Source organism: Pseudoalteromonas sp. 19-MNA-CIBAN-0066 (genome assembly GCF_040308705.1).
GTDB lineage: Bacteria > Pseudomonadota > Gammaproteobacteria > Enterobacterales > Alteromonadaceae > Pseudoalteromonas > Pseudoalteromonas nigrifaciens.
Genome location: NZ_JBEONZ010000198.1, coordinates 1 through 274 on the forward strand (window position 1 = coordinate 1; position 274 = coordinate 274).

Sequence of the window (274 nt, forward strand, 5' to 3'; positions counted from 1 at the left end):
GCTTAGGATATGGGGTGCAAGAATTTATAAATATGTTTGCGGCGTTAGGTATGGCTACGCTGTATATTCATTTAATTGTTAAATTTTGCAATAACAGCGCACACGTTGGCACGCTTATTCAACAAGCGGGGCGCTTAGCATTTACTTTATATATTAGCCAAACACTCATACAACTGTTGTTATATAAAGTGCTATTTACACACTGGGTGCTCAATTTTGATCGTATTGACTACTGGTTAGTTGCAACGTCATTAGTTGCACTGCAGCTCATATT

Annotated in this window: 1 protein-coding gene; it reads left to right on the top strand. The window is 38.0% G+C overall.

The window, feature by feature from the left end:
* Window positions 1-14: 14 nt before the first annotated feature.
* On the top strand, window positions 15-274 hold a 260-nt coding region (locus tag AAEZ18_RS18800; protein WP_502935421.1), incomplete at its 3' end, for a DUF418 domain-containing protein.